Here is a 971-nt window from a genome sequence, read left to right on the forward strand (position 1 = left end):
GCTCAAAAAATCGGGAGTCGTGAAAAAGGCTATTACTTTGCCAACATTTTGTGGCGCACACGCGAATGGCTCGACATCTTTTTTGGTGGCGGGAAACCGATTCGCGTTTCTCCTCCGGGGCCGGAGCTCAAAGTCGGCGACTATATAGACTCTTGGAAAGTGATTCGCTGCGAGGAAGATCAGTTCCTCTCACTGTTTTTTGGGATGAAAGGTCCGGGGCTTGGACGTTTAGAAATTACCATCAAAGACCATGGTGATGAACGAGAACTGGATATCACCGCTTGGTGGCACCCACAGGGATTTCTCGGGCTGCTTTACTGGTTTGCCATGATGCCAGCCCATCTATTCATATTCAAAGGCATGGTCAAAGCCATCGCGAAAGAAGCCGAAAGTATCAGTATTACTCCTCAGGAGGAACAGTCTTTGGAGAATCTAGAGAAATAGGCTGGTGATGGGCAATCCCCGCATGGCAATCAATGCACGATTGCTCTCGACTTTCCATCATCTGATGTCGACGCGCAACGGTTCGTCCTTGCGCTTCGAAATCCATCTTGTCAACGGAATGGCAATATCGACACTGTTTAGATTTATTCTCGATAAACTGCTGTGTGACTTCAGCAGCCAACCTCGGACGATGCTCCGCCTCGAAGTTCTCTAACGTAATTTCTCCAGTCAGTTTGTGATAGATGTCGGCTGTAGCGCCGATTTTCAATGCGATTTTAGCAAAAAACTCCCTAGGGACATGACAATCACTGCACGTAGCGGCAATCACACCCTGAGCATTTTTGAAGTGTGGGGATACTTGGTACTCCTCAACTATCGTATCCATCCCAATATGGCAACTGTAACAAAACTCGTTGCGATTGGTGTAATCCATACCAAAGTGAAAAACACTGAGTGCCGCCCCACCAAGGATAAACGCCAATAAGCCACCAATTGGTATGCCGAGCATCCATTTTCTGTTTGGTTTA

General features: G+C 47.5%; 2 protein-coding genes. One reads left to right on the top strand and one right to left on the bottom strand.

Annotated elements, in window-relative coordinates; genetic code table 11:
* Positions 1-444: DUF2867 domain-containing protein (locus R7Z50_RS25175; RefSeq protein ID WP_318149444.1), on the top strand; the 444-nt coding region annotated here is incomplete at its 5' end.
* Here the strand turns inward: R7Z50_RS25175 and R7Z50_RS25180 are convergent.
* The coding region (locus tag R7Z50_RS25180) for a NapC/NirT family cytochrome c (protein WP_318149445.1) at positions 401-971 on the bottom strand (571 nt) is incomplete at its 5' end. The two genes, R7Z50_RS25175 and R7Z50_RS25180, sit on opposite strands and share 44 nt — an antisense overlap.

It is taken from the genome of Vibrio sp. 1249-1, assembly GCF_033340495.1.